The 25,320-nt window shown below is 63.3% G+C and carries 26 protein-coding genes and 1 tRNA gene; 19 read left to right on the top strand and 8 right to left on the bottom strand.

Annotated elements, in window-relative coordinates; translation table 11 throughout:
- Positions 1-16: 16 nt before the first annotated feature.
- From HMPREF3113_RS12585 to HMPREF3113_RS18635, 4 genes are all read left to right on the top strand, one after another.
- Positions 17-1,273, top strand: coding sequence for a hypothetical protein (locus HMPREF3113_RS12585; protein ID WP_139146368.1), 1,257 nt, complete (start codon positions 17-19; stop codon positions 1,271-1,273).
- Positions 1,273-2,337, top strand: coding sequence for a glycosyltransferase family 4 protein (locus HMPREF3113_RS12580; protein WP_343124056.1), 1,065 nt, complete (start codon positions 1,273-1,275; stop codon positions 2,335-2,337). Before HMPREF3113_RS12585 ends, HMPREF3113_RS12580 begins: the two co-directional genes overlap by 1 nt.
- Positions 2,334-3,458 carry a glycosyltransferase gene (locus HMPREF3113_RS18410; protein ID WP_175440355.1) on the top strand — a complete coding sequence of 375 codons (1,125 nt, stop codon included), beginning with the start codon at positions 2,334-2,336 and terminating at the stop codon, positions 3,456-3,458. The genes HMPREF3113_RS12580 and HMPREF3113_RS18410 overlap by 4 nt, the downstream gene beginning before the upstream one ends.
- Before the next feature lie 71 nt (positions 3,459-3,529).
- The gene (locus tag HMPREF3113_RS18635; RefSeq protein WP_139146367.1) at positions 3,530-5,401 is read left to right on the top strand and encodes a right-handed parallel beta-helix repeat-containing protein; all 1,872 of its coding nucleotides are present in this window, start codon (positions 3,530-3,532) and stop codon (positions 5,399-5,401) included.
- 308 nt (positions 5,402-5,709) lie between these two features.
- Here HMPREF3113_RS18635 and HMPREF3113_RS12570 read toward each other — a convergent pair whose 3' ends face one another.
- The 6 genes from HMPREF3113_RS12570 to HMPREF3113_RS12545 all read right to left on the bottom strand — a co-directional run bounded on the left by HMPREF3113_RS12570 (position 5,710) and on the right by HMPREF3113_RS12545 (position 11,590).
- A complete protein-coding gene (locus HMPREF3113_RS12570; protein WP_070473031.1) occupies positions 5,710-7,860 on the bottom strand; it encodes a YjbH domain-containing protein in 2,151 nt (716 codons plus the stop codon).
- Positions 7,857-8,636 (bottom strand): capsule biosynthesis GfcC family protein, encoded by a 780-nt coding sequence (locus HMPREF3113_RS12565; protein WP_019183035.1) that lies wholly within the window; start codon positions 8,634-8,636, stop codon positions 7,857-7,859. Before HMPREF3113_RS12565 ends, HMPREF3113_RS12570 begins: the two co-directional genes overlap by 4 nt.
- Entirely contained in the window at positions 8,633-9,280 is a 648-nt protein-coding gene (locus tag HMPREF3113_RS12560; protein ID WP_254665290.1) for a YjbF family lipoprotein, read from the bottom strand. The genes HMPREF3113_RS12565 and HMPREF3113_RS12560 overlap by 4 nt, the downstream gene beginning before the upstream one ends.
- A 55-nt stretch (positions 9,281-9,335) precedes the next feature.
- Positions 9,336-10,442 carry a polysaccharide biosynthesis/export family protein gene (locus HMPREF3113_RS12555; protein WP_070473028.1) on the bottom strand — a complete coding sequence of 369 codons (1,107 nt, stop codon included), beginning with the start codon at positions 10,440-10,442 and terminating at the stop codon, positions 9,336-9,338.
- A gap of 92 nt (positions 10,443-10,534) precedes the next feature.
- Positions 10,535-10,870 (bottom strand): hypothetical protein, encoded by a 336-nt coding sequence (locus HMPREF3113_RS12550; protein ID WP_070473026.1) that lies wholly within the window; start codon positions 10,868-10,870, stop codon positions 10,535-10,537.
- A gap of 117 nt (positions 10,871-10,987) precedes the next feature.
- A complete protein-coding gene (locus tag HMPREF3113_RS12545) occupies positions 10,988-11,590 on the bottom strand; it encodes a phosphatase PAP2 family protein (protein WP_070473023.1) in 603 nt (200 codons plus the stop codon).
- A 124-nt stretch (positions 11,591-11,714) separates the two neighbouring features.
- Between HMPREF3113_RS12545 and HMPREF3113_RS12540 the strand changes: the two genes are divergently transcribed.
- Positions 11,715-11,791, top strand: a tRNA-Arg gene (locus HMPREF3113_RS12540).
- A gap of 266 nt (positions 11,792-12,057) precedes the next feature.
- Here HMPREF3113_RS12540 and HMPREF3113_RS12535 read toward each other — a convergent pair.
- The gene (locus HMPREF3113_RS12535; protein WP_070473020.1) at positions 12,058-12,429 is read right to left on the bottom strand and encodes a hypothetical protein; all 372 of its coding nucleotides are present in this window, start codon (positions 12,427-12,429) and stop codon (positions 12,058-12,060) included.
- 156 nt (positions 12,430-12,585) lie between these two features.
- On the opposite strand from HMPREF3113_RS12535, the gene HMPREF3113_RS12530 reads away from it, so the two are divergent.
- The 10 genes from HMPREF3113_RS12530 to HMPREF3113_RS12485 all read left to right on the top strand — a co-directional run bounded on the left by HMPREF3113_RS12530 (position 12,586) and on the right by HMPREF3113_RS12485 (position 19,173).
- Complete coding sequence (locus HMPREF3113_RS12530) at positions 12,586-13,074, top strand: DUF421 domain-containing protein (protein ID WP_070473017.1); 489 nt, start codon at positions 12,586-12,588, stop codon at positions 13,072-13,074.
- Between the two features lie 92 nt (positions 13,075-13,166).
- On the top strand, positions 13,167-13,406 hold the full coding sequence (locus HMPREF3113_RS12525) for a hypothetical protein (protein WP_019183027.1): 240 nt from the start codon (positions 13,167-13,169) through the stop codon (positions 13,404-13,406).
- A 190-nt stretch (positions 13,407-13,596) separates the two neighbouring features.
- Positions 13,597-14,760 carry a zinc-dependent alcohol dehydrogenase gene (locus HMPREF3113_RS12520; RefSeq protein ID WP_019183026.1) on the top strand — a complete coding sequence of 388 codons (1,164 nt, stop codon included), beginning with the start codon at positions 13,597-13,599 and terminating at the stop codon, positions 14,758-14,760.
- A gap of 1 nt (position 14,761) precedes the next feature.
- A complete protein-coding gene (locus HMPREF3113_RS12515; protein WP_083298795.1) occupies positions 14,762-15,754 on the top strand; it encodes an acyl-CoA dehydrogenase middle domain-containing protein in 993 nt (330 codons plus the stop codon).
- A complete protein-coding gene (locus HMPREF3113_RS12510; RefSeq protein ID WP_083298794.1) occupies positions 15,751-16,500 on the top strand; it encodes a PIG-L deacetylase family protein in 750 nt (249 codons plus the stop codon). Before HMPREF3113_RS12515 ends, HMPREF3113_RS12510 begins: the two co-directional genes overlap by 4 nt.
- Positions 16,497-17,084, top strand: coding sequence for a class I SAM-dependent DNA methyltransferase (locus HMPREF3113_RS12505; RefSeq protein WP_070473012.1), 588 nt, complete (start codon positions 16,497-16,499; stop codon positions 17,082-17,084). The genes HMPREF3113_RS12510 and HMPREF3113_RS12505 overlap by 4 nt, the downstream gene beginning before the upstream one ends.
- On the top strand, positions 17,081-17,797 hold the full coding sequence (locus HMPREF3113_RS12500; protein WP_019183022.1) for a glycosyltransferase family 2 protein: 717 nt from the start codon (positions 17,081-17,083) through the stop codon (positions 17,795-17,797). Before HMPREF3113_RS12505 ends, HMPREF3113_RS12500 begins: the two co-directional genes overlap by 4 nt.
- A complete protein-coding gene (locus HMPREF3113_RS12495) occupies positions 17,797-18,066 on the top strand; it encodes a PQ-loop domain-containing transporter (protein WP_019183021.1) in 270 nt (89 codons plus the stop codon). Before HMPREF3113_RS12500 ends, HMPREF3113_RS12495 begins: the two co-directional genes overlap by 1 nt.
- Positions 18,067-18,235: 169 nt before the next feature.
- Positions 18,236-18,685 (top strand): PA2169 family four-helix-bundle protein, encoded by a 450-nt coding sequence (locus HMPREF3113_RS12490; protein ID WP_070473009.1) that lies wholly within the window; start codon positions 18,236-18,238, stop codon positions 18,683-18,685.
- 200 nt (positions 18,686-18,885) lie between these two features.
- Entirely contained in the window at positions 18,886-19,173 is a 288-nt protein-coding gene (locus HMPREF3113_RS12485) for a hypothetical protein (protein ID WP_046272599.1), read from the top strand.
- A gap of 57 nt (positions 19,174-19,230) precedes the next feature.
- Here the strand turns inward: HMPREF3113_RS12485 and HMPREF3113_RS12480 are convergent, their stop codons facing one another.
- The gene (locus HMPREF3113_RS12480) at positions 19,231-19,719 is read right to left on the bottom strand and encodes a GNAT family N-acetyltransferase (protein WP_070473006.1); all 489 of its coding nucleotides are present in this window, start codon (positions 19,717-19,719) and stop codon (positions 19,231-19,233) included.
- 90 nt (positions 19,720-19,809) lie between these two features.
- Between HMPREF3113_RS12480 and HMPREF3113_RS12475 the strand changes: the two genes are divergently transcribed.
- The 4 genes from HMPREF3113_RS12475 (at position 19,810) to HMPREF3113_RS12460 (ending at position 25,312) form a co-directional block, all read left to right on the top strand.
- Positions 19,810-20,499, top strand: coding sequence for a helix-turn-helix domain-containing protein (locus HMPREF3113_RS12475; protein ID WP_019183017.1), 690 nt, complete (start codon positions 19,810-19,812; stop codon positions 20,497-20,499).
- Positions 20,500-20,565: 66 nt separating this feature from the next.
- Positions 20,566-21,513 (top strand): DMT family transporter, encoded by a 948-nt coding sequence (locus tag HMPREF3113_RS12470; protein ID WP_070473003.1) that lies wholly within the window; start codon positions 20,566-20,568, stop codon positions 21,511-21,513.
- 347 nt (positions 21,514-21,860) lie between these two features.
- On the top strand, positions 21,861-24,383 hold the full coding sequence (thrA, locus tag HMPREF3113_RS12465; RefSeq protein WP_070473000.1) for a bifunctional aspartate kinase/homoserine dehydrogenase I: 2,523 nt from the start codon (positions 21,861-21,863) through the stop codon (positions 24,381-24,383).
- Complete coding sequence (locus HMPREF3113_RS12460; RefSeq protein ID WP_070472997.1) at positions 24,380-25,312, top strand: homoserine kinase; 933 nt, start codon at positions 24,380-24,382, stop codon at positions 25,310-25,312. Before thrA ends, HMPREF3113_RS12460 begins: the two co-directional genes overlap by 4 nt.
- Positions 25,313-25,320: the final 8 nt, after the last annotated feature.

Here is a 25,320-nt window from a genome sequence, read left to right as displayed (position 1 = left end):
GCGCGGAGCGGAATCCATGAAGTCTCTGCGAATTATGTCGCCGGGCTCGCTGGTACTGATTGCCGGCGTGCTTATGGTGGCGTTCACATTTATGCCTCCCGCTACTTACGAGTATTATATGAGGGAGCCAAGTCTTATGCTTGGAAATCCTCTACTTTATCTTTTTATCATTGGATGCATGCTCGTCATCTGGATGGGTGCTCTAATTGCTCTCCGAATGCCGCATCCCAGGGTGCGTCTGCGTTCTGGGTGGGAAAGGGTTCCTTTGGTTCCAGTGATGTATTTTGCCATTCCCGTGCTTTTTTCGTGTGGACTACTTGTACTTACCGTTAAGACCGTCTTGGCTAATGATCCTTATATTTTGGTGTTAGCTCTTTCCGGCATGGGATCTGAAGTGAAACGCGCTGCCGGCGAGGCCAGTCAGGGTGCCTTCAGTGGCTCGCTCCCCTTGGCAATGGGCGTGGCCTGGTGGACCTTTGCACAGTATTTAAAAAACAGATATGTGCTTTCGAGGCGGCAGTCGTTTGTTGTCGCATCTATGCTCGCAGTGCTGACGGTCAGCCTGCTTTTGGCTGCGACACTTTTAATGGCGCGCTTTGTAATTATGCCGGCGCTTTTTGGCCTTGCGCTTATATATATTCGTCATAAGGTGGTGGACCAACGACAGAATATTGCGTCCATCGTTCCCAAGGCATTGATGGCTGTTGGTATTATTCTCGCGGTCTTTGGATTGTTCTCATATTTTCGCACCGGTGGGGATGGTTTTTACGTCGTCAGGAGTTACATCGGCTATGGTCCCGCTTCTGTGAATCATCTGGCAGCACTGCTTGAAGGGCGCTTTAACTTGGAGGCTCTCTATGGATATTTGAGCCAAGAGAATTTTGGTTTCGTTCTTCAATTCCCTCTTATCTCCCGATTCACTGAAGGATCTGCCGATTTTTCCGACAATTTCTATGCAAGCTTCAGTCAAACATGGGCGGCGGGATTGAATGGTGGCTTCAACTGGTTCACCGCCATTGGAGCAATATATGGCCAGCTGGGTGTTCTCGCAATTCCCTATCTCTTGATGGTGGGTTATCTGCTTGGTCGTCTTTGGAAGTCGTTTTGCGCTGGAGGCGCCATGGGTATTACGGTGTACCCCTGGTTTGCCTTCGCTCTGATTTTCTGCTTTGGTTCTCAGATGTTTGGGAAGAACTTCACATCCATGCTGCTGTTGCTCGGGATTATTATGGCTGGCTATTCTGCAGTAGCTTCGTTAAGGGTTACTCGCTAATGATGCGTGCAAGTGGGGTGTCTGTCGTTGTCAATGCCCGCTTCGTCACTCAGGCTACGACCGGTGTCCAGCGGTTTGCTGAGCGCGTCAGCTTGGAGTTGAAGGCGATGTTTCCCAACGCGGTGTTTGTCAGCCCTAAGGGTGTTATCAATCAGGAGGCCGCGGATGCTCTAGGTGTACTTCAGGTTGGCACGCGGGGCGGGCACGCTTGGGAGCAGCTTGATCTACCACGGTACCTGCGATCAAACGGGTCTCCGCTTCTCTTGAATCTGGGAAACACAGGTCCGATTACGTACTCCAACCAGATAGTGACACTGCACGACATCGCCTTCATACGGTACCCGGGGAGTTTCTCCTGGAGGTTCCGTGCGGCGTATAAGGTCATGTCTCGCATCCTACTGGCGAAGAGTCGTGCGCTTTTGACCGTGAGTGAGTTTTCTAAGGGGGAGATATCGTCATACTTCGGTACAGATAACTCCAAGATATTTGTCGTCCCCAATGCGGTGGATTCCAGATTCGCTCGGAGGATTCCTGTCGCGGCAGCGAAGCCCTACCTGTTGGCGGTGTCGTCTCCCAACGTGCATAAGAATTTTTCGCGCGTTATCGAGGCGTACTCACGATCGCTGGTTTGCGGTACGGTTGACCTGTTGATTGTAGGCGGGCAGGCGAGCAGTTTCGCCAAGCAGCAGTTTGATGAATTACCGAGTGGCGTTCGTTTTCTCGGCAGAGTATCCGACGATCAGCTCATTGACCTTTACTCAGGTGCCGTCGCATTCGTGTTTCCGTCGTTATATGAAGGATTTGGCATCCCTCCGCTGGAGGCGCAGGCGTGCGGTTGCGCTGTGATGGCCTCAAATGCGGCTTCTATTCCGGAGGTGCTTGGCGAATCTGCGTTCTATTTCGACCCACTTGACAGCAATGCAATAGCTCAGGCCATGGATACTGTTGTGGGTGATGCAGCGTTGCGAGGTGAGTTGATCAGGATGGGCCGGGTGAATGTGGAGCGTTTCTCATGGAGTGGCTCCGCCCAGGTTGTCGCTCGAGTGCTGCGGAGCTTGAAATGAGTTGCCAGGCGGTTGGTTTTGCACAAGTCAGTGTGGTCCATGCTGCTGAAACCATTCGTGGTGGTGTTGCGACTATCCTGAGGCAGCTTCTCGAGCATCAGCGATCTTCGGGTAGATATCGCGTGCATTGTGTTGTGCCACAGGATCAACGAGATGATCTGGAGAACCTGAGTGCTGACGTGTCGACGTTTAGGCGAACTGGCCGTAATGCCGTCTCACTTCTTTGCTTCGGTATCGCGTTTGTCGTAGCGGTGTGGCGCACGAATCCAGATATTGTTCACTTGCACAGCACCTTCGCGGGTTTTATTGGCAGGCTGATGCTGGTGCCGCTTTGGCCCTGGCGCCGTCCGTCGGTTGTGTATTGTCCTCACGCGTTCGCTTTCCTCATGCCATCAGGCATGTGGAAGACGCGCGCATACGCGCTCGCGGAAAGAGCGCTTCAGCTTCTGACCGACGCCGTTGTTTGCATCAGTCGCTACGAGCATGACACTGCTGTAGAGAAAGGGCTTGATCCCGCAACCTTGCACGTCATCCTCAACGGCGTGCAGGCGATGCAGGCCCCACCAGGTGGCACCACAGATCCATTCCCCCCAGATGCATTGAAGGTGCTATTCGTCGGTCGCTTCGACCGGCAGAAAGGGTTTGACGTTCTCATCGACGCCATGTCTCAGCTTGAGGGGTGTGGGGTACATTTGATCGCAGTCGGCGGCGGTGTGCTCGAGGCTGATGCAGTTCATCGGCCAGCCGCGGCAAACGTCGAGTTTGCTGGCTGGCATGATCGACAAGGTATCTCTCGATACCTTGCATACGCCGACGTACTAGTGGTTCCTAGTCGCTGGGAGGGATTTGGACTGGTTGTCGTCGAGGCGGCAAGCGTTGGCGTGCCTACGCTGGGAAGCCGAACGTGCTCGTTACCTGAGATCGTTCAGGATGGGATAGGGGGCCTCCTGTTTGAAGAAGGTAGCTCGTCGGAATTGGCGCGTCTGTTGCGGTCGACTCCACGTGAGCGCTGGGCACGAATGGGGCACAATGCGAGGGTGAACTATCAATCGGCATTCACCAGTCTTCGCATGAATACTGAGGTTGAGGTGATCTATGCGAAAATTATCCGATCGGCCTAGGTTATTTGAAGATGCGATTGCTCTTGGGCACGACGTAAACATATCGCGTAAGCTTTGCCTGGAAGGATTGTATGGACTTAGATAGGCGCAATTTTCTCCGGGTTTTGACGACTGCGGGAGTTGGAGTGCCGCTAACCGGCTTCGCGGCGGCAGTTGCCACTAAGGATGCAGAGAGCTTCGGTATTCGCCCTCAAGATCCGGGTTCTCTTCAGCGGGGCTTGACCGCAGCAGTAGAGGCTGGTGCACCTCGTGTGGTGGTTCCTCCAGGGGTCTATCTTCTGCCAGACCCAGGTAAATCCCCCTCGCATCTGAGGATAAGCGATGCCCGGGATCTGGTGATCGAGGCGCAGGGTGCCACCTTCATATGTTCTTCAAGAACTTCACGTGCTCTGATTTTTGAATATTGCTCGCGGGTGTCGCTTCGCGGTGCCAAGTTTACCCGGTCGATTCCGCCATTCTCACAGGGCCGGGTTGTTGCGATAGCTCCACAGGGAGATCAGGTTGATGTGGTAATCGATGAAGGTTACCCGACAGACATAGATGATCGAAAGTTTTTCCCTCATGTTCCTGTGCTTAGCGCCTTCGTGAATGGCACGCGTCAATTGAAGCCGCATGTCCCTGATATTTATATCGGACAGATCGAGCGACTTTCCCCACGTCGAATTCGGTTTCATTTGAGGACCCTGATTGATTCCAGAATTCCGTTGCGCGCTGGGGATCCTGTGGCGTGGCGGGGTGGCCTACAGAGCGCCGAAATTACGCTGTCGGTTTGTGCGGGGATGACGCTTGACGGTGTAACGGTGACCAACAGTGTTGGGATGGCCTTTTTCGAGTTTCACGGGGAAGGTGGAAACACATACCGGAACTGTTCAGTGACCTGGGCAGAAATGCCCGAAGGTGCCTCATCCAAGACGCTGTTGTCCTCTGCGGCGGATGGGCTGCACAGCAGCTGCATGAGAACTGGGCCGAGAATAGAAGGGTGCGTGTTTGAAGGAATGAACGACGATGGTGTCAACATTCATGGAACATGGGCGATGTTGGCCGCGTCTACTACCACGTCGTCAGTTGTACTGGATGCGCGACGTTCGCATTTAGGCTCCCGTAGCCCCATCCCGTTCGCTAAAGTCGGCGACCGGTTGCGCTTCTATAGTATCGAAGGCCAGCTGCTCGGCGAGCGGCGAGTCCTCGGCTTCGCACCGAAGGAGGAATTCAGGCCATCCCGGCTTTTGCGTCCAACGTCCAGCAGATTCAGTGATCGATCTGAAGGGCTCTATTGGGATGTCATCCTGGAAAAGCCGATAGAAGCGCCTGCAGGCGGCTTGGTTTCCAATACAGACATGTGCGGGCGCGAGTTCCTCATTCGCAAGAGTATTTTCCGACATCTTCGTTCACGTGGAATTCTCATCCGGTCAAGTGTCGGGGTGGTCAGCAACAATTTGATCGAGGGGACGTCAAATGCCGGGATCCTGGTGTGGCCAGAGGTGACGCGGTTTGCTGAGCCTGACTACAGCCATAATGTGAAGATTGTTGGCAACACATTACGGCGCGTGGGGATAGCTTCTCGTTCATGGAACAGCGGTCTGACGATCGCCGGCTACTTCAATGGTCGCTATGTGCCGCCCCCGGGCGGCCACCGAGATATCATCATCAGCGGCAATACCTTTGAAGACGTCCCGGGGGCCAATCTCGTTGTGACGTCTGCCAAACGGGTGACGATCTCTGGAAATAAATTCATTTCACCCATGAGGGTTTCTGCCTATCGGGCCGCTGATGCCAAAGGGGGTATTGACAATCCGGGTGCTCTGATATGGATCCGATTTTCTACACTCGTTTCTATTAACCACAACATCGTCTCCAATCCAGGTAAATACGTAAGTGGCTTGGTAGACGGAGATGATGAAAGCATGCTTGCGCAGTGGCGAGCCGGAATCAATAGTCTGTAAGACGTTTCATAGGTCACATGCCATTAATTGCAGGGGTTGTTCGGTCTGGAAGATGGTCGATCAATTTGATTGCAGATATCTGAGGTGTACGCTGGGCGGCAACGTGACGCGGCGCGTCTGCTGCCATCGCTTCGAGAGCCAAACCTACGCACTGCGGCGGATTAATGACTGGCTTGGCATATGCAACCCAAGGTGCGCTCACCAGACGCTGAAAAGGATGACTACCGGACGCGGCCTGTGTCGCGATACAAACCGCGTGACCTGAGCGGGAGCTGGTGGGTCATTACATTCGTGCCATAGCTGGGAATTTATTTCGTCAGCGGCGCCAGATTGTCAAAGAAGAACTCGGGGTCTCGTTCGGAGGTGGTCTGGTAAAGACCGTACGCGCGACCCAAGCGGGCACCGCCATCGCGATAGAGAGGATTCCATAGGAAATTGGCTCGGGCACGCGTGGAGCGGGGCAGCAGGAAATCGAAAGGTACCGAGAGATATATTCCTTTATCGAAACTGCCTTCACCAAATTGGTAGGACGAGACGTCAGTCTTCGTCGCGTAGGCACCCATGGTCACACCGTTATCAAACGCGCGTGAGATTGCCATCGTGGCGCCCCAGTCCTTTGCAAGATAGCGCCCAGCGCTCACTGCCGTGACTATGCGTCGCTCATCCCCCCACATGTAGTAGAAGCTGACATGGCCGGTGGCGACGCTATAATCACGAAAGCTGAAGCGCTGGTCGAAATCGCGTTGCTTGACCCAGTTGGCCTCCACGCCTACCGCCCACCGCTCGTTCAACGGGCGGTACAACACTTCGCCGCCCGCACCTGCGTACATGGACTCCAGCAGGCCAGCGTAAACCATGCCATACCAGTCCCGGCTGAGCCGACGCGTTCCCGTCAGCTGAAGGTTGGGCATGGTCAGATCTTCAGTAGTCATGTATCGCCGGACGTTGGTCCGAACGCGCGGCAGGCGACTGGGCGCGTCGTAGCGGAACTTGTCGTAGTTGTTGTACGCGTTGTAGCTGGCAGTGCCGCTTAGCCAGAGATTGCGGGTGAAATACACATTTGCGCTGTAGGTGCCCGCAACCTGAAACAGCACGAATCCGTCCGGTCCGCCAAGTGATTGTTGGTAGCTGATATTGAAGCCGCCATCGAAGCGACGAAGCGGAGCCTTATAAAGGGTTTGGCTGCGCTGAATGGCCGGAGGGGCCATCTCGATATGCCCGGCGAGTGCAGGCAGGTCGATGTTGTGCTCGACGTAATCCACGAAGGGCTTGCGCTCGATACTGGTCTCCACAATCGGAACGCCAAGGCGTGTGTTCTGCACAGTGAACCACTTAACGTCGTCTGGAAGCTCCACGTCGAGGATGCGCGCCATGCGGCCAACACCCTGCGCTGGATAATAGAAGCGCCGTTGCTCCCCGGTGACGATGACCTCCGCCCCGCGTTGGCTGATGCGCTGCACGCGCAATCCTGCATTCTGCTCCAGTTGGCTGGCCAGTCCGGACCAGTCGAACGGCTCGTCCACACGGCTTGGGCTGTCTGCTACGTTCAGTTCGGATGCGGCGGAGTGCTGCCTTAGTGGCACCGGCATCGGGTCCAATACCTTCGCCATGGAGCTGGCCTGGGCGAGATTCGTTCGCAGCGTTATGCCGAACATGGCGAGATCGCCCCGTTCCCAGCCCAAGTGCAGGTGCACATTCTTGCTGACTACGTACGACGCGCCCACATTGAAAGGGCTGCGCTGACGCTGGTTGTTCCCCTGCGGCTCGTGCTTGTAGTCGTTACCGTCATACTCAAGCTTCAACTGCAGCGGCTGCCAAGGCGTCTGGTAAGCGACCCCACCAAAGATTCCGACTGGGCCGCGGAACATCCCGTCGCTGTTGAGGGTGCCAGTACCCTGTGCGCGAGGACGGGTCTCGAAGCGATCATCGATGGCCGCAAGCGGGTTTCTGAAATCACCACGATTACCGATGTAGCCGGTTGCCAGGCCTGCGCTTGCATCAAAGGGGCCCATGCGCTTGCTGGCGACCAGGTACTCACTGGAAAAAAGCCCGGTACCACCCAGATCGCGGAATCCTACTGCCAGCTCGGGAATCCAGTGGCTCTCCTCAAGCAAGCGGACTTTCACGTCGATGGACTTGTCCTTGTAGTTCTGCGTTCCGCTTAGCCATTCCGGACCATAGCGCCGATTGGCCACCGAAACGTAGCGAAACGCGCCCTCCAGCCAGGGCAGCGGCTGCAGCACCATGTTGTAGCGGCTGTAAGGCGAGGTATGACTGGCCGTGAAGGCGAGTTCGCCCTCATCGGCCATGCGCGCGGTGGGGGTCTGTAACAGGCCAATGCCGCCCCAATCGCTTGCAGTGGGAGCGGGGGCACTCTGGGCATGGAGGGCGGTGCTGATGCTCAAGGTGAGCAGCGCAAGGCTCAGGCGAGCGGCCTGTGATCTGGCAAAACGAGTCACTTCGGTGCTCCGGGCGCATCCAGCACCTGGGTGGCGAGGAAGCGTGCGGCGTCCTCGTTGAAATCGGGGTTTACGTCGCGCGTTGTTCGTGCGTTGAGAGGAACAAAAATGAGGGCGCCGGGAGCGAGGGTGGACTCACCGCTGCGGTTCCAGAGTGCAACGCCAATTTTCTGTATCTCGCCGTCAGGCTGAATGACAAACACATCATCCTTGCTGGCGGCGAGCAGGGCAGGGCACTGCCGCACATAGTCCAACGGACGCTGCAAGGCGTGGTGCGGTATCGAGCAGGGCTGCTCCACCGTCCCAAGGACGGTCACTGTGCTTGGACGTGTCGGGTAGTACAGCCTGTCACCATCGGCCAATGGCCGATTGGCGCTGAGGTCCATCTCCAGTACACGCGGGGCGAGTCTTTGGCGAATGCGGCCGGTCACCGGCATCGCAGACACTTCCCGGGCGATGCGTGTTGCGGCCGCGGCACCTTCCGGGTCGCTGCTCTGCCGGCTTTCAATGGCCGCAAGGTCGAACAGGAGGCCTGTTTTCAGGCGAGTCTGCGCAACGAGCTCGCTGCGCTTGAGCAGGGCCGCTCCCAGCATGTAGCTGCGATCATCCGGCACGCCAGCGAGCGCTGCATCAGACAAGCGACTGGTTGCAGGGAGCGTGAGCATGCCCGGATTTCGGACGCTGCCGATGACCTCGACGGTGATGGCTGGTGCGGCGTGCAGGGAGATAGAGGCGGCCACGCCCAGGGCAAGGGCGGCCAGACGCAAAGTGATCAACGGTTCAGATCCGGCAAATAGGGTTTGAGCTGGATGATTTCCAGACTGGCATCGGGTGCGATGGCCTGCACGCTCTTCCAGATGAACCCGTTGGCCGGGTCTACCCAATAATGGTTGTCGCGCTTCCAGTCCTGGCCTTCCAACCGTTCGCGCACATGCAGCAATGAACGGGTTCTATTGAGTATCTCGACATTCTCGGTGCCAAGGCGTTCGAGGGTGCCGCTCACCGTCATGCCGAAGCGATAGCCAGGCATGACGTCATACTGGCGCTGGATGGTAATGGGCCCTTCGATCTGGTGCAGGGCCTGGAAAGGATTTTGACCCTCGATCCGCATGCCCTGGAGCTCAGGGATGCCACCATGCGTGCCTACCACCAGCCCATCTTCAAGGAAGACGACGCTGCGATCGTTGCTGTACCAGGCTTGGCGATCACCATCGAGGTTGCCCAGAACCAGAACTGCCCCGCCACGCGGGCCGGTAACCTTGATCTGGGGGTAGCGGTTCGCTGCCACGTCAGCGGCTGTGGGCTGAACGTCTGGTTTGCCCTGCATTGCCAGTTGTACGGTCTTGACGCTGGTACGGCCCACCACGCCGCAGCCCGACAGCGCAAAGCCCATCAATAAGAGCGCGGCCAGGCCTCGCAATCCATGGTTCCGTTGCGGCGCAACGAGAGCGGTCCTGCTCATCATTGGCCGGCCGTCAATTGTCGAGATCGTTACGCGCGCTTGCCGCGTTGCTGATGATCGAGGTGAACGGCAGCAGTTGGTTCACGAAGCGGCTCCAGCGCGTCACACCTGCTGCGCCAACGAAAACCACGTCACCGGGCAGAAGTTCGAACTGGCTGGCAACGGCGAAGGCGGCTGGGGATTTTGCTTCCAGCTGGAATACGCTGGAGGGTGCGCTCTGCAGATCACTCGAGCCCCGGATCACATAGACGGCGTTTCCGTTGGACGTGGACTGCTGCAGGCCGCGTGCACGGCCAAGCGCCTGACTTAACGAAATGTCGCTGGTCTTGAAGCTCATTGCACCCGGCTGGTTCACTTCACCGACGACAAAAATCTCCTTCCGGTCCAGATACGGGACGTAGAGATGATCATTTGCTTTGAGGAAGACGTTGGTAGCGCCGCCGCCCTGACGGCCGAGCCGGTCGAGGTCGATGGTGTACGTCACGCCCTCGCGGGTAAGACGCACGCCCGACAGATCCGCCTGCGCCGGATCAAGCCCGGACTGGCTGATGGCATCGCCCAAGGTCAGTGGCGTCACGGTCAGTGGTACGGTGGCAGCTTGGCGGGATGCACCAGTTACCCAGACCCGCTGGCTGGCGTATGTGAGCATCGACACATCGACCTGCGGTGCTTCGATGACCCGTGCCAACTTGGAGGTGATCTCGTCCCGAAGCTCGCCCGGTGTTTTGCCAGCGGCGGGGATCTTGCCAATATAGGGGTAGAACAGCGTGCCATCCGATTGAACCAGGCGGCCGGCTGCGTTGAGTTGCTGCTGCGGGCCGGCAGGAACCGTCAGTTCTGGATGATCCCAGACTGTGATGTACAGAATGTCGCCCACGCCGATTTGGTACTGGCCGGGGTGGTAGCTGGTGAGCGCGCGCGGCAGCGCCGGCACGTCGCGCGAGGCTCGGTCCATGGCAATCAGCTTCGGTGTGATCTGGATCAGCTCGATCTGGTCGTTGCCGACCGGCTGATCATCACGGGCCAGGGCGCTGGAGCGCAGGTGCTGACCGGGCGCCCAGACACAGCCGGACAGGGTAAGGGCGAACGCCAGAGTGGCGCCGAGACGCTTGCAGTCCATCGATGATTCTTCCTGGCCCTGTCGGGCAAAACAAAAACCCCCGCCGGACCTGCGCCCGGCGAGGGCGTAATGACCTGACTCCGACTAGCGGATCAGTTGGTGCCGGTGGTGCCGGTGGTACCCGTCGTGCCGGTGGTGCCGGTCGGCGGCGGGGTGGTGCCACCACCATTGTTGTTGCCAGCGTCGTCGCTACTGCTGTCGGACGCAACGCTGTATGCGACTGCAGCGACAGCGATGCCGGCGCCGATCACGGCCGCAGTGGTGAGGGCGCCGGTGGCGGCACCGGTGGCGGCGCCGGTGCCGGCGACTTCTGCGCTGGTGGCAGCGGTGGTGCCTTCAGCACCAGCAGCCTGCTCAACCTGGGCTTCCTGAGCCAGAGCCATCGGGGAGAAAGCCACGAGGGCGAGAGCGGCAAAGATCTTCTTCATAACGGGGTTTCCTACTCCGTGAGGTAAATTTTCGCTGTCATCTTCGCGCTGAAGGCTATTCAGTGTCAAGTCGGTTTGAGCACCCGGGCTGGCTTCGTTGCGTCCAATATTTGACGCCTATCGCACAAAATGGTGTCGATTGAAGACTTGGTCGCGGCCTGACAGCTCGGTCGCAAGGCGTATGACCACATCGTGGGTGCGGACCGTGGGCATCAGCATTGGGACCGCCAGTCCCACTATGACTGAGGCGGCAAGAGTGGGTAGGGGTGTTGTCCAGCCTGTGGCGCGCGCCGACAGGGCGAAAACCGTCGCCGCCGTGCCCAGCAGCCACCCACTCACCACCTCAGATGGGGAATGGGCGTTAAGGGGTAAGCGCGAATAGGCGACCATGGCGGCAAGCAGCGACCCGAGCAGTGCCCAAAGGAGAGGTTTCGGGAGCCGACCAGACGTGGCGAGATACACGGCGACCGGATATACCGCCGCCGTCATGGTCGCGTGGCCACTGAAGCCAGTGAAGTCCAGCCGGGCCCAACCAATACCCCAGCCCAGGAAGGCCAGCTTGGAGGCCAGGGTTAGGCCACCGGCGATAGCCAGGCCGGCCGCCCAGCGAATGCGAAGGGCGCGGCTCTCTTTGGGGCCGAAGAGGATCAGCACCAGGCTCAGGGGCAAAAGCCAGCGGCTGTCGCCGAGTTGGGAAAGGGTGGCCCAAAGAGGATGCATCCATGTCACTCATCACAGGGGACGGAGGAGCATAGGGCAGTTGCCGCTGTCGGGGATGAGTGGCGGGCAACCGGCCGGGCGTGGATGAGGCCCCTGGTTTGCCTGTATCCTTTACGCCCTCCGTGGCCCCGTAGCTCAGCTGGATAGAGCGTCCCCCTCCTAAGGGGAAGGTCGCCCGTTCGAATCGGGCCGGGGTCACCATCCACCTCCGTTGAGACACGCGATGCCGGCGGCGGATTGCTCCACAGCCGTGCGAATCCGGTGGAGCCGATAGGCCACTGGCGCTCAGCCCTTCCCCGGCCGCTCATAATCCTCAGGCGTCGCCCCATGCTCGGCCTCCGGCATGTCCTTGTCCTTCCACCGGGCGTCATCGTTCCTCAGCTTGTCCGGCGTGTGGCTCTTCTGCTGGTCGTCTTCTTTCGTAGCGGGCGCTCGCGGTGCAGTAGTCATGACAGGTCCTCGTTCGGTCAGCGATCCAACGTCTGCTTGCCAGACGTACCACCCTGACCAAAGTTCGGCTGGGTGATGCCGTCATCCTCGCGGACGCCATCCGGTTCCCCTTCACCGGCCTTGCCACCCTTGCCGTGGCCGCGCTGGTTGTAGCCCTCGTTCTCCGTCTTCAGCCGCGCTGCATCCGGATCTTTCTCGTCCTTGTCATCCTTCGGCGGCTTGGCCGCAACGAACGGAGAAATCGGGTCACTGGCCGGGAACGTCTCTTCCAGCGCCTCATCATGGTTCTCCGAGGTGCGCTGCTTGTCGACCGTGCCTTCCGCCGGCGGGCAGTTGTGCGCGGCATGGGCGTCTTCGGTGGAGGCGGGCGGCATTTTTTCGTGCTGCATGGCATATCTCCTGCGCAATCGGGTAGGGCGGTGATGCCCCGACGCTAGCCCTGCCGCTGTTACGAAGCGGCAGGTGTCCTGTGAAGGGCGGGTGCTCCCATGGGCTTCACCCGGGAGTTCCTATCGTCCAGACCTCGCCACACGGAGGCTGCAGCCATGCATGCGATGTTCGAGCTGGGAATGGAATGGTGGGAGTTCGTCGTCCGCGCGGTTGCGGTGTACGTGGTGGTGCTGTTGCTGACCCGCATGAGCGGAAAGCGCTCAATGGGGCAATCCACCCCGTTCGACATCCTGGTGATCGTGCTGCTGGGCACGGCCGTGCAGAACTCGTTGATCGGTGAGGACACCTCGCTGCCCGGCGGGCTCATCCTGGCTGCCACCCTGATCGGGCTGAACTGGTTCGTCGGCTTTCTGGGCGCGCGCAGCAAGCGTCTCAACGAGATTGTGGAAGGGGTCCCGGTGGTGCTGGCGCGGCACGGCACGATCTATTGGGACCAGGTGAAACGCTGCAATGTCAGCCCGGCCGATCTGGAGGTGGCGATGCGCGCGAACGGCTGCGAGGGCTTCGGGCAGGTGGACCTGGCGGTGCTGGAAACCTCCGGCGAGATCACGGTGAACAAGCGCCGTTCCGAAGGCGATGACTGAGCCGAGGCGTTCGCCCGGCAGCGGCGCCGTCGCTGGATGTTGACGGCACGCCGCGTAGCGTCGAGCTCAGCCCTTCAGAAGGAACATGCGCGATGGACACGACAGCACGCAGTGGATCCACCTCTTCACTCGAGAGCGTGATCGCCCAGGTGCCCGACCCCACGCCGGACCCGATGCCACCCACGCCGCCGGTGGAAGCGCCCGGCCGTGGCGATCCGCCCGCCCAGGAACCGCCGCAGGAAATTCCACCGGAGGGTGATCCAGCGCCTGCCGCGCCGCCGCAGGAGTTGCCGCCGGATCCGGAAACACCGTCCGCGCCGCCGGCGGAATAACGACCAGCGCGAGCGGCGCCCGCCGCCGCAGCAGAATGAATGATTCAGTCCTCGCGCACTGGCGAGCGCTATGCGTGCCGGACCAGCAGCGCGGCGCCTCTGCCGGGGTAGACACGCCGCACACGGGGCGGTCACGACGCTGCCACGCCGTACCACGTACCACATAGGTACTTGGACAACGGAGTTTGCTATGCGCGCACTGACTTACCACGGCAGCAAGGATGTACGGGTCGATACCGTCCCGGATCCGGCGCTGGCCGCCCCCGACGACATCATCCTGCGCGTGACCGCCACGGCGATCTGCGGCTCGGACCTGCATCTGTACCGCGGCAAGATCCCGGATCTGCACACCGGCGACGTGCTGGGCCATGAGTTCATGGGCGTGGTGGAGGAGGTGGGCGCCGGGGTGATGGACCTGCGCCCGGGCGATCGCGTGGTGATCCCGTTCGTGATCGCCTGTGGTGAATGCTTCCATTGCCGTCTCGCCGAGTTCGCAGCCTGCGAGACGACCAACACCGGCAAGGGCGCGGCGGTGAACCAGAAGGGCATCCGCCCCCCGGCGGCGCTGTTCGGCTACAGCCATCTGTATGGCGGCGTGTCGGGCGGGCAGGCGGAGTTCGTGCGTGTGCCCAAGGCCAATGTCGGTCCGCTGCGCATTCCGGATGCGCTCGCCGATGAGCAGGTGCTGTTCCTCTCCGACATCCTGCCGACGGGCTACCAGGCCGCCATCAACGCCGGGGTGAAGCCCGGTTCCACGGTGGCGATCTTCGGTGCGGGCCCCGTCGGGCTGATGAGTGCGGCGTGCTGCCGCCTGCTGGGGGCGGAAACGATTTTCATGGTCGACCATCTGCCGTATCGCCTGGCCTTCGCGCAGCAGACGTACGGCGTGACCCCGATCGACTTCACCCAGGTTGAGGACCCGGCGGAGTACATCATCACCCAGACCAATGGCCGCGGCGTGGATGCCACGATCGAGGCGGTCGGCTTTGAAGCCGAGGGCAGTGCGCTGGAATCGGCATTGACCACCCTCAAGGTGGAAGGCAGCAGCGGCGTGGCGATCCGTCAGTGCATTGCGGCGACGCGTCGCGGTGGCACGGTGAGCATCCCGGGTGTGTATGCCGGCTTCATTCACGGCTTCCTGCTTGGCGATGCGTTCGACAAGGGCCTCACCTTCAAGATGGGCCAGACCCATGTGCAGAAGTTGATGCCCGAGCTGCTCGACCATATCGGCGAAGGCCGCCTGGACCCGGGCGTGATCGTGACCCACCGCCTGTCGCTCGAAGACGCCGTGCGTGGCTACGAGATCTTCGACCGCAAAGAGGAGGATTGCCGCAAGGTGATCCTGACGCCCTGATATGAATGCTGTGGCTTCTCTTGTGCCGCTGGAGCATCCGCAACCGGTGACCGATGGCGATGACCTGCAGGCCCAGGCCCGCGCGTGGATCGAGCACCAGCCGTCGCTGCCGCGTCCCGGCAGCGGCGATACGTTGGTGCGCTGGCAGGCGCTGGCGCATATCGCCGCCCGCGATATTTGTCTGGCCAAAGTGCTTGAAGCGCACTATGACGCGCAGGCGATCCTGGAAGAACTGGGCGCCGCGATGCCGGACCACGATCGGCTGGGCGCGGTATGGGCGGCCGAAGGGCCGGCCGCGACCCTGCGCTTTGATCGCGCCAGCGGCACGCTGTCCGGTGACAAGCCGTGGTGCTCCGGCGCCGGCTGGGTCGACCATGCCCTTGTGACGGTGCGCGATGACGGTCGCTCGCGTCTGTTCCTGGTGCCCGTGCGCCGCGCCAATGTGAGCTTCCTGCCACAGACGTGGCAGGCCACGGGCATGGGGCGCGTTCCCAGTGGCACGGCGCGCTTTGACCACGTGCCAGCCGTGGAGGTCGGGGCGGCGGATGCCTATCTGCAGCGACCAGGTTTCTGGCACGGCGGCGCAGGCATCGCGGCGTGCTGGTTCGGTGGCGCCAGTGCGTTGGCCGAGCCATTGCTGCGCAGCGCACGGGCCGATGAGCCGGGTACGGCATCCGGCCTGCTCGGCGAAATCGATCTGGCGCTCTCGCCCTGTGCTTCATTGCTGCGCGAGCTGGCCGCGTTGATCGATGCACAACCCGGGCTGCCGCATCAGCGCGAGATCGTGCGGGCACGCAGCGCGGTGGAGCGGGCTGCCTCGCTGACTCTGGACCGTGTAGGCAGGGCGCTGGGGCCAGGGCCGATGTGCATGGACCCGGCACACGCCCGGCGCTGGGCCGACCTGACGGTCTTCATCCGCCAGAGCCACGCCGACCGCGATTGGCAGCACCTCGGCAACCTGATGCATCGCGAGGGACGCACGTGGACGCTGTGAATCGACAGATTGAAGGCGGCGGCGTCACCGAAGCCCAATGGGCGGCATCGTCCTGGCTGCAGACGCTGCCGCGTGCATCCGCTACCGCGCTGTTCGGCGATGCGCAGCGCCTGGTGGTGGTGTCCCCGCACCCGGACGATGAAGTGCTCGCCTGCGGCGGCCTGATGGCGCTGGCACACCAGTCCGGGCTGCGGGTCATGGTGGTCTCGGTGACCGATGGCGAGGCCTGCTATCCCGACCAACCGGCATGGTCGCCCGAGCGGTTGCGAACCGCCCGTGCGGCAGAGCTGGATGACGCGCTCCATTGCCTGGGCTTGTCCGGCGCAGAGCGTATCTCCTGGCACATCGGCGATGGCGAGGTGACGGCCAATGAGGCGTGGATCGCCGCGCAGTTGGCGGCCGTGCTGCAGCGGGACGATCTGGTGCTGGCGCCGTGGCGTTTCGATGGCCATCCGGACCACGAAGCCGTGGCGCGTGCGTGCCTCCAGGCATGCAGTGAGCGCGGTGCCGACCTGAAGGAATATCCCGTGTGGGGCTGGCACTGGCTGGACCCGCAGGCGGCGCCGACGGCCTGGGCGTCGGCCGCGCGTGTTGCGCTGGATGACGCCCTGCTGGACCGCAAGCGCGATGCCATCCAGCAATTCGTGACCCAGACCGGTGCGGTGGCGGGGCTGGACTGCGACCCCATCCTGCCGGCCGCCGTGCTGCAGCGCTTCGAACGGAACTACGAGGTACTGATCGGATGAGTGATATCGCCTACTTCAATGCGCTGTACGAGAAGGACGATCCCTTCCAGTACCGCACTCGCTGGTATGAGCAGCGCAAGCGCGCGCTCACCCTGGCCAGCCTGCCGCGGGAGCGCTTCGCCCGTGGCTGGGAGCTGGGCTGTTCCAACGGAGTGCTTACCGCCGCCCTGGCCGAGCGCTGCGATCAACTGCTCGCGACCGACCTGAGCGACGGCGCGGTCCTGGCCGCGCGCGCGATGACGCGGCGCCATGCGCATGTCAGCATCGAGCAGGCGCGTCATCCGCAGGACTGGCCGGCGGGGTGCTTCGATCTGATAGTGCTTGGTGAGATGGGCTACTACCTGTCGCCTGAGGACATGCAGCGAACGGCCGCGCAGGTGGTGCGGTCACTCACGCCGCAGGGCGTGGTGATCGCCTGTCATTGGCGTGTGCCGTTCGAGCAGGCACGCTGCAGCGCCAGCTTCGTGCATGCCCAGCTGGATGACGGCCTGCCACGGCTGTTTTCCTATCGTGACGAGGACATGCTGCTGGAAGGCTGGTCGGCCGATACCACCTCGGTGGCGGAGCGGGAGGGCCTGCGATGATCGCGGTGACCCTTCCTGCGCACAACGAAGAACAATTGATCGCAGCCTGCCTGCAGTCGCTCAAGGTGGCTGCGCTGCATCCCGCCCTGCGCGACGAGCAGGTGGTGATCGTGGTGGCGCTGGATCGTTGCAGCGACGCCACCGGGTGGATCTGCGAGCGCTTTGGAGTAGAGGTGATCACGGTGGATGCCGGCTGTGTCGGCGTCGCGCGCGCGGCGGCGAGCGAGCGCGCCCTGGCCTTGGGCGCCCGCTGGATCGGCTGCACCGATGCCGACAGCGTGGTCCCGCCGGACTGGCTTGCACGCCAGCTGCAATGCGGTGCGAGCGCGTTCTGTGGCGTGGTGGCCGTGGGTGACTGGCTGGACTATCCGCAGGCCGTGCGCGAGCAGTTCCTGCAGGGCGAGCATGCGGTGGACGGGCATCCGCACGTCCACGGCGCGAACATGGGCTTCAGCGCGGTGGCGTATCGGCAATGCGGCGGTTTTGCGCCACTGGCGACCGGTGAGGACGTCGCGCTGATCCAGGCGATGCACGGTGCAGGCATGCAGGTGGCGCGGCTGGCCAGCCCACGGGTGATGACCAGCGCACGTCGGCACGCCCGTGCACCGCATGGTTTCAGCGAGTTCCTGCGTCGGCTGGAACAGCGTGTGGGCCTGGCGACGGACGAGGTTGCGGTGGGCGACGCGGCGCCGCTGTCGTTGCTGGCGCGTTGATGGAAACCATTGACCTGCTCGGCTGGGCGGCGACGGCCGTGCTGATCGCCACGTTGTGGCGGCAGATCTGGAAGCAGTGGACGGCCGACGATCCCGAAGCGGTATCGACGTGGTTGTTCGTCGGTCAGATCACGGCCTCGGTGTTGTTCATCGCCTACAGCGCGGCAACCGGATCGGTCGTCTTCGTCGTGACCAATTCCCTGATTCTGCTCACCGCCATTGCCGGGCAATGTCTGTCCTGGATCAAGCGCAGGCGGGCAGGGAAGTAACACGCATTTCGCGCCTCGACGACGCGCCGTGCACATTCATCGCGCAGTGCGTTGAGCTCGCTGAACACTCGCATTTCAGTGTCACGCCGACTTCATGGCCAATGCGGAAAAGTCGACTCACCCCGACAACAACACACGGGTCAAACCGGACCAACAGGAGTAGATCGCAGTGAATACCGAATCGAAGACCGCGCATAACTTGAACGACCTGATCGAAATCGCCCGCGATGGCCAGGAGTTCTACACCGAGGCCGCAGGCAAGGTCGAAGATGCCGAGTTGGCGGCGCTCTTCACCCGTATCGCCGGTGTCAAGAATGAGATCGTCCGCTCGCTGAGCGCCACCGTTGTCGCCGCCGGCGGCAAGCCGGCCGACCATGGCACCTTCGTCGGTTCCATGCAGCAGTTCTACGGCAAGGTGCGCGCCACCCTGGGCGACAAGCAGTACGGCTACGTGGCCGAGCTGGAAGAGTCCGAAGATCGCCTGCTGAAGGCGTTCAAGGACACCCTGACCGACGCCGACACCTCGCCGGCCGCGCGCCAGGAAGTCCAGCGCCTGCTGCCGCAGGTGCAGGAATGCCATGCCGTGATGCGCGACCGCAAGCACGCCATGAAGCGCTGAGTTTCAGACAGGCGGTGCGCTGGCGATGCCCCACGGTCGCCAGTGGCCCGCTTCCTGAAGCGGTACCCGAACAGCCCCGGCCCTGCCGGGGCTGTTCGTTTTTGCCCGACACCGCCGGTGGCCGCCAGCGCACCGGACGGCCCCGAACGGTAGCAGGGGAATTGGTGCATACTCGGGACAAAGAGCCGCTTGGATTTGTCATGGAACACATGCGTTGGCTGACGCTTCGTCTCAGCAACAATCAATCCATCGGCCCGAAGGTGCTGATGGACCTGTGGGCCAACGCGTGCGAGACCAATCAGTCTTCGGTGACCCGCGAAACGCTGCCCGGGAAATCGACCTCCTACGCGCTGCATGCCCCCACCTCGCTCGCCTACCCAAAGCGTGCCGAGCTGCGCATGCGCAAGCTGCTGGAGGAGGCCGGGTACACGTTCACGCTCGGCTCGCTGGCCGACCGTCCGGCGCCGCAGCCGGTGCGCTTCCGCTGACGCGTTCATCGGCCACGCATTGATTCACTACCCCACCGGGATGCCGCAGCCGCGCGTTCAGTCGATGCGGTCGGCGGCGACGCTGCGCACCATGATCCGGACCGGCATGCCGGCGGCATGCTGCAGCGATTCCAGCGGTGCCCAGCCCAAGCGGCGATACAGCCCGCCATCATCGGCTTCGGTCTGCAGGTAGACATCTCGTACCCCGAGCGCACGGCCGCGTGCCAGCAATTCCCTGATGACCTTCTCGGCGAGGCCGCGCCCGCGGTGCGCCGGATGCACGTAGACGCCCCCCAGCCAGTGCAGGCGTTCGGGGCGTTCGGTACGTTCATGGAACTTGAGCTGCGCCGCGGCGACCGGAACCCGGTCGTCCAACGCGATCAGCAGCAGGGGCAACTCGTCGTCCTGCAGGAAGACTTCCAGCCGCTGCTGTTCATCGAGCAGGGTCAGGCCCGGTACGTGGCTTCCCCACTCCTGGAAATACCACTGGGCCAGCACGGGCAGCAGGTCGGGGTGGTCACTCAGGGGAACGATGCTGCAGGCCACGGTGAACGCTCCATGTTGTACGGGTCGGCCGCCATGGTACGCGGATGCGGTGGCTTGCAGCGCCCTTCGCCCTGCGCGCAGACTATCGCCATGCTTGCCAGCGCCTGCCACCTGCGGTGTTACGGAACGTCCAGCGATGTGGACCGGCATGACTTTGCGCAATGGGTGCTGCCGCTGCGCGGTGATCTGGATTTTGAAGTCGACGCCTTCGGCGGCCGGCTGGATGTGCTGCAGGGGGCCTTCGTGGCGCCCGGCGAGGGGCATGCGCAGACCGGTGATGGCGAGCATCTGATGCTGATCGTGGATTGCCCGGCCGGGCTGATCGATGACGACACCCTGGAACATCTGCGCCGGCAGCGCTGGCTGGCCCTGCCGAAGCGATTGCGGCAGGGGCTGTCCGGCACGCTTCCGCAGGGCAGCGATGCGCTGCTGGCCACACTGCTGGAGCAGTACGCCCCCGCCGGCAGCGCGGCGCGTCTGCATGCCTTGTGCACGCGTTTGTCCGCCAACCCTGGCGCGGACTGGAACGTGGCCCGCATGGCCGCGCTGGTCGGCATCAGTGGCAGCCGCCTGCATGCAGCGTTCGTGCAGGAGTTCGGCGTGCCGCCGCACGCCTGGCTCAGTGCCTGCCGGCTGCGCTGGGCCAAGCACCGCTTGCTGACCAGTGCCGACAGCATCGCCACGATCGCGCTCGATGCCGGCTACTCCGAGCACAGCGCGCTGACCCGCGCCCTGCGGCGGGAGACCGGGCTGACCCCGCAGGCCTTCCGGCGGCAGTAGCCTGGGTCAAGACGCCGCCGGGCGCGGCTTCTACACTGCGCGGCCAATGCACATGCGTGAGCCGTAATGAATCGATCGATGGGAGTGGGCATCGCCAACGGCATCGCCGCCGGCGCGCTGTGGGGCGTGGTGTTCCTGGCCCCGGCGATGCTGCACAGCTTCAATGCGGTGCAGCTCTCGGCCGGCCGCTACCTGGTGTACGGCCTGATTGCCGTGGTGCTGCTGGCACCGCGTTGGCGGCAGCTCAAGGACCGGCTGGCCTGGCCCGAGTGGCGCGGCCTGCTGTGGCTGAGCCTGGCCGGCAACCTGGTGTACTTCCTGCTGCTGGCCAACGCTGTGCAGTGGGCCGGCGGCGCGGCCGCATCACTGATCGTGGGGTTGATCCCGGTGGTGGTGACCCTCGCCGGCGTGCGCGAGGAGGGCGCCGTGCCACTGCGGCGGTTGGCGCCGGCGCTGCTGCTGTGCCTGCTTGGCGTGGCGCTGGTGGGCTATGAGGCCTTGATGGCCGAGCATGCACAGGGCTCTGCCGGGCGCCGCCTGCTTGGCCTGCTGTGCGCGATCGGCGCGCTGCTGTCCTGGGCGGTGTACTCGATCGGCAACAGCCGCTGGCTGGCCCGCCGGCCGGACCTGTCCGGGCACGATTGGTCGCTGCTGACCGGCATCACCACCGGCGGCCTCGCCCTGGTGCTGGTGCCCAGCGCCTTCCTGACCAGCACCGCGGTGCATGCGCCCGGCGCGTGGCTGAACTTCTGGCTGATCAGTGCGAGCGTGGCGGTGGTCGCTTCGGTGCTCGGCAACGCTTGCTGGAACCGTGCCAGCCGCCACCTGCCGCTGACCCTGACCGGCCAGATGATCGTGTTCGAAACGCTGTTCGCGCTGCTGTACGGGTTTGCCTGGCAGCAGCGCTGGCCGACCCTGATGGAAACCGTGGCCATCGTCTGCCTGATCACCGGCGTGCTGATGTGCGCGCATGCACATCGTCCGCCTGCCGCGGTCGCCGAGCATGTGGGATAGGGCAGCCCTTGCTGTATCTGGATGGTCACAATCGCAACTGTTTGGCCGACGATCGCGGCGGTTTACGTGCCGCGATCTTTTGCAGCGCAGCACTTGACAAACAGGGCGGCGGCGTAGTTTTCTTGGCCCATGGTCATCACCGCCGCCCACGTCCAGCTGCTCCTCTCCGCCTCCGCGGGCGGGCAGACCGTGTCGACCGGTACCACCATCATTACCACCGCCACCACTCGCCCGGTGCGGCCCGTCGTCTTCGCGTAATTTCCGAAAACCACGGCCCCGCACCCAGATCAGGTGGCGGGGGAAACTCTCAAGCCTGATATGCCGCGGGGCCTCGCATCGAGGTCAGCATGTCTTCTGTCGCCGCTTCCGCTCCACCCTCCGCCCAGCCTGCCGTCTCCGTCGCCTCACGTGCCGGGGTGGCGACCGTCGTCCACAAGTTCGGCGGCACCTCGGTCGCTGATGCCGAGCGCTATCGTCACGTGGCGCAGCTGCTGCTGGCGCGTGACGAGGCGATGCAGGTCACCGTGGTGTCGGCGATGAAGGGTGTCACCGATGCGTTGATCGGCGTGGCCACGCTGGCGGCCGAAGACGGGTCGGCCTGGCGCGAGCATTGGCATGCGCTGCGGGCCCGCCACCGTGGCGCCGCAGTGGCGTTGCTGGGCGAACACGCCGGGGCAACGGTGGAATGGCTGGACCAGCGCTTCGATCAGCTGGCCGAGGTGCTGGGCGCGCTGGCGGTGATCGGTGGCCTGCCCACCGAAGTGCTGGACCGTGTGCAGGGCATGGGCGAGGTGTACTCGGCTCAGTTGCTGGGCAAGTACCTGCAGACGCTTGGCGAAGACTGCGCCGTGCTGGATGCGCGCGATGTGCTGGTGATCGAGCGCGGCGAACTGGGGGTGGACGTGGATTGGGTGCGCAGCGCTGAACGCCTTGCGCAATGGCGGCTGCAGCACCCGCAATCGCGCATCGTGGCTACCGGCTTCGTCGCCCGCGACCGCCAGGACCGCATCACCACGCTGGGCCGCAACGGCAGCGACTATTCCGGCGCGATCTTCGCCGCCTTGTTCAATGCCGATGAGCTGCATATCTGGACGGATGTGGACGGCGTGCTCTCGGCCGACCCGCGCGTGGTGCCCGAGGCGGTCCAGCTGGAGGCGCTGAGTTACGACGAAGCCTGCGAGCTGGCCTATTTCGGCGCCAAGGTGGTGCACCCGCAGACGATGTCGCCGGCGATCGAGCGCGGCCTGCCGATCATCATCCGCAACACCTTCCACCCGGACCATCCAGGAACACGCATCACCGCCGAGCGCACCGCCTCCGGCCCGATCAAGGGCTTGACCCTGAGTCCGGACCTGGCGGTCATCAACCTGGAAGGCACCGGCCTGATCGGCGTGCCTGGCACGGCCGAGCGTGTGTTCGCGGCGCTGCGCAATGCGCATGTGTCGGTGGTGATGATCTCGCAGGGGTCTTCCGAGCATTCGATCTGCTGCGTGGTGAAACAGGCCGAGGCGGTACGTGCGCGTGAGTCGCTGCTGCAGGCGTTCGCGCATGAGTTGAGCCTGGGCCAGGTGCAGCGCGTGCAGCTGACCGACAACGTAAGCGTGCTGGCGGCGGTGGGTGACGGCATGGCCGGGCAGCCCGGCGTGGCCGCGCGGCTGTTCGAGTCGCTGGGCCGCGCGCAGGTGAACATCCTGGCGATCGCGCAGGGCTCGTCCGAGCGCAACATTTCCGTGGCGGTGGACAGCCGCCATGCGACCAAGGCCCTGCGCGCGGCGCATGCCGGCTTCTGGCTGTCGCCGCAGACGTTCTCGGTCGGTGTGATCGGCCCGGGCAACGTGGGGGCGGCCCTGCTGGATCAGTTGCAGGCCGCCCAGGTGCAGCTGTTGGGCCGCGCGAATGTGGATCTGCGCCTGCGTGCGGTGGCCTCGCGCAGCCGCATGGTGCTGGACGAACGGGGCTTGAAGGGCGACTGGCGCGCGGCGCTGTCCGGCCCGGCGCAGCCGAGTGACCTGGAGGCGTTCACCGAGCATCTGCTCTCTGCCCACCTGCCGCACGCGCTGATCATCGATTGCAGTGGCAGCGCCGATGTAGCCGACCGCTATGCCGGCTGGCTGGCCGCGGGCATCCACGTGGTCACCCCGAACAAACAGGCCGGCGCCGGTCCGCTGGAGCGCTATCACGCGATCCGCGAGGCGGCCGCCGGCAGTGGCGCGCGCTTCCGTTACGAGGCCACGGTGGGGGCAGGGCTGCCGGTCATCACCACGCTGCGCGACCTGGTCGATACCGGCGATGAGGTGCTGGCGATCGACGGCATCTTCTCCGGCACGCTGGCGTGGCTGTTCAACAAGTACGACGGCCAGGTGCCGTTCTCCGATCTGGTCAGCCAGGCGCGTGGCATGGGCTACACCGAGCCGGACCCGCGCGATGATCTCTCCGGCGTGGATGTCGCGCGCAAGCTGGTGATCCTGGCGCGTGAGGCGGGCCGTGAACTCAGCCTGGAGCAGGTGCGCGTGGAGAGCCTGGTGCCCGAAGCGCTGCGCCAGGCCAGCGTGGAGGATTTCATGGCCGGCCTGCCACAGATCGATGCGGTGTTTGCCGAGCGGCTGGCCGTCGCCAGGACCGAGGGTGCGGTGCTGCGTTACGTGGCACGCCTGACCCCCGACGGCGCTGAAGTAGGACTCGTCGCGCTGCCGGCGGCGCATGCCTTCGCCAACCTGCGCCTGACCGACAACGTGGTGCAGTTCACCACGCGCCGCTACTGCGATAACCCGCTGGTGGTGCAGGGTCCGGGTGCCGGGCCGGAGGTGACCGCCGCGGGCGTGTTCGCCGATGTGCTGCGCGTGGCGGTGGGCGAAGGAGCACGCCTGTGAGTCAGGGCAGCAGCGTTGAAGCACGCGCGTTCGCGCCGGCCTCGGTCGGCAACGTGGGGGTAGGGTTCGATATTCTTGGCCACGCGATCGAAGGCGTTGGCGATACGGTCACGGTCCGCCGGATCGACGAGCCCGTGGTTCGCATCCACGCGATCCGCGGTACCACGGTAAACCTGCCGCTGGTGGCCGAGGACAACACCGCCGGTGCTGCGCTGATCGCGCTGCGTGCCGCCCTGGATCTGCCCTTCGGCTTTGAGGTGGAGATCGACAAGGGCATCGCCCTGGGCTCGGGCATGGGCGGTTCGGCCGCCTCCTGCGTGGCGGCGCTGGTGGCCGCCAATGCGCTGTTGCCGCAGCCGTTGTCGCGCGAAGCGTTGTATCCGTTCGCGTTGACTGGCGAGGCGGTGGCCAGTGGCGGCCGCCACGGCGACAACCTCGGGCCGATGCTGCTGGGCGGGCTGGTACTGAGCACGGCCGACCGCCTGGTGCCGGTGCCGGTCCCGGCGGCGTGGCACAGCCTGCTGGTGCATCCGAACGCGGTGCTGGAGACGCGCCGCGCGCGCGCCGCGCTGCAGGGGCATTACGCGTTGGGCGAGTTCGTCGCGCAGAGCGCGAATCTGGCGCTGGTGCTCAGTGGCTGCTTCACCTCCGATGCCGCACTGGTCCGTGCCGGCCTGCGTGACGTGCTGGTCGAGCCGCGTCGGGCCGGTCTGATCGCCGGGTTTGCGGCGGCCCGCGATGCTGCGTTGAATGCCGGGGCGATGGGCGCCAGCATCTCCGGTGCGGGGCCGAGCGTGTTTGCCTGGTTCGAGCAGCGCGATGCCGCGCTTGCCGCGCAGGCGGCAGTCCAGCAGGCGTTCGCGGACGCGGGCTTCGACAGCCAAGGCTGGGTGTCACCCTTGAATGCGCCCGCCGCGCGCGTGCTGTGACACGTCCA

Origin of the sequence: Stenotrophomonas sp. HMSC10F06 (genome assembly GCF_001807865.1) — a bacterium.
Lineage (GTDB): Bacteria > Pseudomonadota > Gammaproteobacteria > Xanthomonadales > Xanthomonadaceae > Stenotrophomonas > Stenotrophomonas bentonitica_A.
This window is presented reverse-complemented; position numbering and strand designations above follow the sequence as displayed.